Annotated in this window: 5 protein-coding genes; 2 read left to right on the top strand and 3 right to left on the bottom strand. The window is 56.4% G+C overall.

Annotation, left to right across the window (positions count from 1 at the left end; translation table 11 throughout):
* Together ACF8AM_RS15410 and ACF8AM_RS15405 are read left to right on the top strand one after the other, a co-directional pair.
* A partial coding sequence (locus ACF8AM_RS15410; protein WP_392556485.1) for a methylenetetrahydrofolate reductase occupies positions 1-201 on the top strand: 201 nt, incomplete at its 5' end.
* A 229-nt stretch (positions 202-430) separates the two neighbouring features.
* Positions 431-619 carry a hypothetical protein gene (locus tag ACF8AM_RS15405; protein WP_392556484.1) on the top strand — a complete coding sequence of 63 codons (189 nt, stop codon included), beginning with the start codon at positions 431-433 and terminating at the stop codon, positions 617-619.
* Between the two features lie 223 nt (positions 620-842).
* Here ACF8AM_RS15405 and ACF8AM_RS15400 read toward each other — a convergent pair whose 3' ends face one another.
* From ACF8AM_RS15400 to ACF8AM_RS15390, 3 genes are all read right to left on the bottom strand, one after another.
* Complete coding sequence (locus tag ACF8AM_RS15400; RefSeq protein WP_392556483.1) at positions 843-2921, bottom strand: PQQ-binding-like beta-propeller repeat protein; 2079 nt, start codon at positions 2919-2921, stop codon at positions 843-845.
* A gap of 143 nt (positions 2922-3064) precedes the next feature.
* Positions 3065-5278, bottom strand: coding sequence for a PQQ-binding-like beta-propeller repeat protein (locus tag ACF8AM_RS15395; RefSeq protein ID WP_392556486.1), 2214 nt, complete (start codon positions 5276-5278; stop codon positions 3065-3067).
* 308 nt (positions 5279-5586) lie between these two features.
* Positions 5587-6018, bottom strand: coding sequence for a cupin domain-containing protein (locus ACF8AM_RS15390; protein WP_392556482.1), 432 nt, complete (start codon positions 6016-6018; stop codon positions 5587-5589).
* Between the last annotated feature and the right edge of the window lie 305 nt (positions 6019-6323).

Genomic DNA, 6323 nt, shown 5'->3' with positions numbered 1-6323 from the left:
GCGGCAATCCCAGGGGCCCTCGAATCAGCGATGTCGGAATCGGATGACAGCGAGCATCAGTTCCGTGTCGGTGTCGAACATGCGCGTCAGCAAACGATTGATTTGGTCAACCATGGTGTGCCAGGCATCCATTACTACGTTCTGAACAAGAGCGAAGCCGCCGCTGAGTTGCTGGACGGTCTTCAGTTGAAATGCGTCTGACGTTCAAGAATCTTTGGACTTTTTAAGGTTGCTGGATTTCGCTTTGAGGCTTTTTTGTGGTTTCGTAATTCGCATTGAGTGGCGTTTCGCCCATTCAATCGGACCAGACGGACTTTCGGTTGTGACGAAATGTCGCTTTTGGCAAATCGCTGGGTGAAGAGAACGTCGAATAGAAGGGGTAGAGAGCTAGGCTTTCGTGTCCACCGACCTTCTGAACGAGACGACACCCATGTTCGCTCCCATTTCGATGCCAACCATCCACACGCTTCACGGTCTGACCTATCGCGTCGCACCGGTCTCGCAACGTAGCGAGAATGAAGACCCGCAGACTTCACGACGTCGTGAAGAGCACGTGGTGGATCGGCCGACCAGCCACCGCCGCGAAAAGAAAGATCAACACCTGGATCAAGACGCCTAGTCGTCTGTCATCACTAAAAGTGAGGGTTGATCGTAGTGGACGAGGCGACGAGGCCTTGGTTTTGACGCCAGTTCAGGACTCGTCGCCCCGTCCACTACCCTCAGTATAAGTGGTGACAGAACACTCGCTGCGTCTCGCATGATGATCACCGTGTTGGCAGAGCAACACGTCGCTCACGGTCTGGTGTGGCGACGTCGGGTGATCTCCACTTCGATGCGGGGCCTCAGCGAGGTTTGCCGATCGCGAACAGTTTGTCTTTGGTGCTGATGAAAATGGTTTCATCCGCTGCGACAGGCGTGCTGTAAACGCTGGTGCCCATGTTGATTTCTTCGATGGGTTCGTTGTTTTCAGCTCCGAATTCAAACACGCACACGTCACCGTCCTCGTCACCGATGTAGACCTTGTCGTCGGCGATCAGCGGGCTGCCCCAGCTTTGAGCGAACATGTCGTAGGTGAAGTGGACGATCGGCGTGCCGTCGTCGTTGCCTTTGGCGTCCAGGCAGTGGACCAATCCGGAGAAGTCCGCGATGTAGAGCACGTCGTCTTTGATGGCGACGGTTCCACAACTGCGGTGCATTTCTTCTTCGAAGTCAATTTCACCATCGTCGTTTTGGTCGGCCAACGAGTAATGCCAAATGACAGCCGAGTTCGGGTTGTCGACGGCCGTTTCACCTTTCTCGGGTTCAACCGCTTGGATGCGTTTGTGAGCGATCGGTTCACGGCTGGCGCCTTCCATCTTGACTGCCAATTGAGGTGAGACGTCGCCCCGTTTGGTTGGGTCGATGCACCACAGGTGGCCTTCGCCTTCACCGTGTTCAGGGTCTTGGCCAACGGCAACGTACACCCGTCCGTCGTAGGCGACTGGAGTTGCGATCAGGTTGTTGCGAGTGCCTTCGCCACCGAGGATCCACTTCGATTCCTTGGGGTTGCAGTCAAATTTCCAAAGCAATTCGCCAGCGCCGTCTTTTCCGGCGTCAGCTTTGAAGCTGTAGAGCCAGCCGTCGCCACCGCAGAACAGGACTTGTGGAACACCACCGAGAACTTCCACGGAAGGCGACGACCATTGGCCGTGAAGGATATTGTTGCCAGGGGATTGGTCGGTCCACAGGACTTCGCCGGTGTTCTTGTTCATGCAAATGAAGCTAGGTGCTTCAGGAGCAGGCAAGTTGATGTGGGATTCGTCCAGACCGTTGCTGGTGTTCACGAACAAAAGGTCGCCGTAGCTGGTGACGCTGCAGGAGCACATGTTGTGTTGGCTGACGCCGAGTTCGTCCATCATGTTGAAGACCCAGATCACGTCTGCATCCTTTTTGTCATCCACTGACAGCGTCTTGAAGATCGAGATGCGTGGTCCGATTTGCTTGATCGCCAGGGAACGTTCGACGCCACCGAACTTGCCTTTGGCAGTCCAGGATTTGTTTTCGGCGAGTGTCTTGATTTCGATGTCGCCTTCAGGAGCACTGCCGGCGTCGGTCAAAACCTTGGTCAGAGCCTCGGTCAATTGACCTTGGTTCAGTGACGTGAGGGAGTCTTCGAAGGCACTGCCTTCGCCGCTGTTCATCAGGTCAGCAACGCGAGCGACTTCGTCTTTGACGGGACCGTCGTCTTCGTTGTCATGGAACCCTTGCGTGTCCAAGCAACGGACTTCACCGCGACTGGTAACGAACCAGAGACGTTCGCCTTCGACCAATGGGGCACAGCGGATGCCTTGCAGGGGCCAATCTTGTACGCGGCCGGTGATCAGTTTTTCGCTGCTGTGTTGCCAAAGGAAGCTGCCGTCTTCTTGATCGAAGGCGAGCAGGCAGCCAAGGTCAACGTTGCTGGGGTAGCGTTTGAGGTAACCGTTTCCGTTGTTGGAGCCCACGTAAACTTGGCCACCAGCGACAACTGGGTTGCCGTAAGTTTGGCTGCCGAGGCTTGAGAACCAGCGGATGTTTTCGGCTTTGGAGCCATCCCATTCGCCGGTGCGGCGGTCGAACTTGCCGATGTTCCAGGTGTCGGGCAGGTTCTTCGCGTTGGGAACATTGTTGCGAACGCGGGTGCCTCCCCACTGAGGCCATTCTTCGCCCGCTTCCATGACTTTGGTTGGTGGAATAAATTCCTGCACGTCCGCTGCGGATCCGGAGTCGGATTTGGATGTGTCGACATCGGCGACGACGGACTCTGCCGTGGAGGCCGCTACCAAGGTCGCGGTGTTCAATGGAATCGGAGGTTGGCATCCGCTCAACAGAACGGTTGTCAGTGTGCCCAGTATCGCTGAGCCGATCATCAAGCACCAAGCAGAAAATTCAGAGCGAGCCATGATTGTTTTTGGGAGGGAGGGAATCGTCGGGTGTTGGAAGCGGACCGCGAGAGGGTGGAGGATCGCGAATCCGCTGCAAGGTTTTCAGGAGTTCAATCAGTGAAACGTTATGCGTGGCGAGGGTGTTTGCCACGCCATCGGTTTCACTCGTTGGGTGTGACTTCCAAGTTGTCGATGTAAAGCTCCGCCACTTTGGCGTTGCCGTACAAACCAGGGCTGGCTGACATGACAGGGATTTTGTCTTCCGCAGTCACGGTCCAGTCGGCGGGTTCATCTTCACCACGTGGCCAGACTTTGCCCTTCAGCACGGCAACTGCATCATCGCCGCTGCCTTTGATCTGGGCTCGGAATTTCATCCGGTACCATTGGTCTTCTTTCCAAGGGAAATCAACCGTTTGGGCCATTCGCAATTGCGGTGACCAAGATCGGATCTGCAATTGTTGGCTGTTGCCCATCAGGTCCAAAACGTATCCGTGAGCGGTCAGGCCAATGTCGGGGAGTTGATCGTTGGCTCGGCTGCCACGCACGTCGGCCGCAATCGTGTAGTTCTTCAAGTCGCTGGGGCCCATCCAAGCACGACTGCGTGCTCCCTTGGGAATCGTGCTGATTTTGACCAAGGCGGGGGAGCCATCGACGGGACGGATCACGTGTCGATATCGAGCACCAACCCACGAAAGCGGTGGATCGTTCAGATCATCGAAGTTAAACGCCCAAGGCAGTTCAGGAACGATGCGAACGCGAGTGCTGCCGATGACGCTTCCAGCCTTGGCGATGATGGTGGCCGCTGTATGAGCCGCATCGGAGTTGGCCGTGAAAACGTTGCCTTCGACCGAGCCCGGTCCTTCAACGCTGAACTGCACGTCGGAAAGTTCAGGGTCTGCCAAGCGTTGTCCCAAGCGGTTGAACATCCGCACAGACAATTCCATCGTCTCGCCGGGATGCAGCACGGATTCCGCGGGAGTCACCAGCAATTGAGCGGGTTCTGGGTTTTCCTCGAGGGCTGTTTCGCCGAGCAGTTGCTCAGCCAAAACGACTGGTTTTTGCTTTGATTCAGGGGAACCGACGCAGTACAGAGCCGATGCGCCTTGGAAGTACAGTTTTCCATTGGCCAAAATGGGCGAAGAATGGAACGCTTCGTTGCAGATGCGTCCTTTGCTGAGGAATTCAACGCCGTCTTCGGTCATTTCCAAGATCGCCCAACGTCCATTTTCGGTCAGGACGTACAGCTTTTCGTCGGCCACCAAGAGCGATGGCCATTGTTTGCGATCTCCGATAGCGATGCGTTCTGCGATCATGTCACCAGTTTCGGTGTCGATGATCCACAGTTTGCAGCGGTCGTCGACCACATACAAACGGTTGTCGACGACGACAGGAGCACTGCGTCCGACGACCAGACCTTCGAGTTTCCAGACTTCTTTTCCGTACGTTTCGTCACCTGTTCCGCCGACTTCGACGGAGGCGACCGCGCCCATCGAGCTGCCGGACATGTTTTCTTCGCTGTGGCTGGCGTAAACCCGATTTCCGTCGACCAACGGGGTCGCGAACAATCCGCGACGAGACAGGTCGTGGTGCCAGAGTGTTTTGCCCGTTCGAGGTTGGACGCCCCAGACGGCACCATCACCGGTACCCAAGATCAATTGCCGTTGGCCTTCGATCGTGGTCAGCGTGGGCGCGGAGTAAGTCGTGTCGTTGGGGAGATCCTTGGTGCCGCTGAACCAGATGACTTCGCCGGTCAATTTGTCCATTGCGATCAGGCGGTGGTTTGGTTTGGCGGCTTCGCCCCAGTTGATGATGATGCCGCTGATGATCACGAGGTCTTCGTGGATCACTGGGAAGTTGGTCCGACCCCCGTAGGTCGACAGCATTCCGAATTGCTCGTGCAGGGGTTTGCTCCAGACGGTTTGGCCGGTTTCTCCATTGATACAGAGAAACAAGTCGCACACGCCCAGGGCGTAGACATTGCCGCTCTCAGGATCCGCGACGACGCTGCTCCAGCCCACCCGGGTGTCAGGAACGTCGGAAAGATAGACGTTGAAGCTGTTTTCCCAGAGAGTTTCACCGGTTTCGGCGTCCAGACAGACGACTTTTTCGCCTTCGGTGTCCGTGCCCGGGTTCGAACGCATCATGGTGTAGAGGCGACCGTTCATCGAAACCGGCGTGCTGCGGGTGCCGATGTCGTCGCGTTTCCAAATCAGGTTGCTGCCTTCACCGCCTTCAGGATCCCAGTCTTCGACCAGGTTTTCTGCTTCTGCCGTCCCGTTGAAATGGGGGCCTCGCCAATAAGTCCAGTCAGCCGTTTGCCCGTTTTCTTGGGCTTCAGCACGGGAAGAGCCTAGGGTCAGGCCAACACAGCCCATCAGGCACATCAAAACCGCAACCACACGAGGCGGGCGATCAATGTGCTGTGAGGTCCTGAGGAAGCGTGGCGAAGTGACTGAGCGGCGCAACGTCGCAAACATCAAGGATTCCGGGGGGCGGGGATGGGAGCAGGGAAGGAGAGGAACGACAGGATAGTCCCTATCGTAATGATTAAAATGATTTTAGCGTGCCAGTACCCGTCACGTGCAATCCCCTCGAATGCTCAAAAGTGTAAAAGCTGATTTGTCAGCGGTTTGGGATGCTTTTCGAGGTCTCTCAGCAGCCAAAAGTCTTTGCTCTGCCCGGATCAGTCAGGGATGACACGTTCGGTGCCGGGATCCTCAAAGAATTCGTCCGCGGGATCGAATTCGGGGGTGCACACGATCAAGACCTCCATTTTCCCGACAGCGCGGTGTTTGACGTGGGGAGGGATGAGAATGGACATCCGCGGGCGGACCGGGTGAAGCTTGCCGTCGAGTTCGATGGCAGCGTCGGCTTCGCAGTCCAGGATCACGTAAATTTCCGTGTGAGCTTGATGAAAGTGCGATCGGGCGTCCTGGCTGATCTGAGTGAGATGCACCGTGCCTGGAAAGTGCGGTGAGTCCGCAAAGGCACGACGAGCTAGGCCGCAGGGGCATTCAACCGGCTCAATTTGGTTGAAATCCACGAGTTCAGCCCGGGCGAATTTCGAATCAGGCTGTGGATTCGCCGGTTGCGCGTGTTCCGAGTCGAGTTTCATGGCGGCGAGTTCCACGGCGATGGCCGCTCGTGTTGAGCTTGTGAGCCAGCCAGTAGAGGGTGTTTTTGTCAGTTTGAATCGATTGCACGCATCTTAACAGAGGAGTGTTCGGGACGACCCGCACCCGCCGAATAACCGGGCTGAAATTCCGCAAGCCGCAAACGTTAACAAGCTGGCGAAAAACGCTCAAACCACTGCATTGAAGCCCAGGTGTCGCCGATACGTTTGTTGTCCGACCGCTTGAGTCGGGTTTGTGACGCTCCCGGCGTGACAGGCTCAACACAACTCAGGTGACTTGGACGACC

It is taken from the genome of Rhodopirellula sp. JB055 (assembly GCF_043100905.1).
Classification (GTDB): domain Bacteria; phylum Planctomycetota; class Planctomycetia; order Pirellulales; family Pirellulaceae; genus Rhodopirellula.
The sequence above is the reverse complement of the archived record's forward strand: the minus strand, read 5'-3'. Positions and strand labels throughout refer to the sequence as shown.

What these genes read in the sequence shown, in the direction of transcription:
- ACF8AM_RS15405 (WP_392556484.1), top strand. Translation starts at nt 431, where the DNA reads ATGTTCGCTCCCATTTCGATGCCAACCATCCACACGCTTCACGGTCTG.
- ACF8AM_RS15400 (WP_392556483.1), bottom strand. Translation starts at nt 2,921, where the DNA reads ATGGCTCGCTCTGAATTTTCTGCTTGGTGCTTGATGATCGGCTCAGCG.
- ACF8AM_RS15395 (WP_392556486.1), bottom strand. Translation starts at nt 5,278, where the DNA reads ATGGGCTGTGTTGGCCTGACCCTAGGCTCTTCCCGTGCTGAAGCCCAA.
- ACF8AM_RS15390 (WP_392556482.1), bottom strand. Translation starts at nt 6,018, where the DNA reads ATGAAACTCGACTCGGAACACGCGCAACCGGCGAATCCACAGCCTGAT.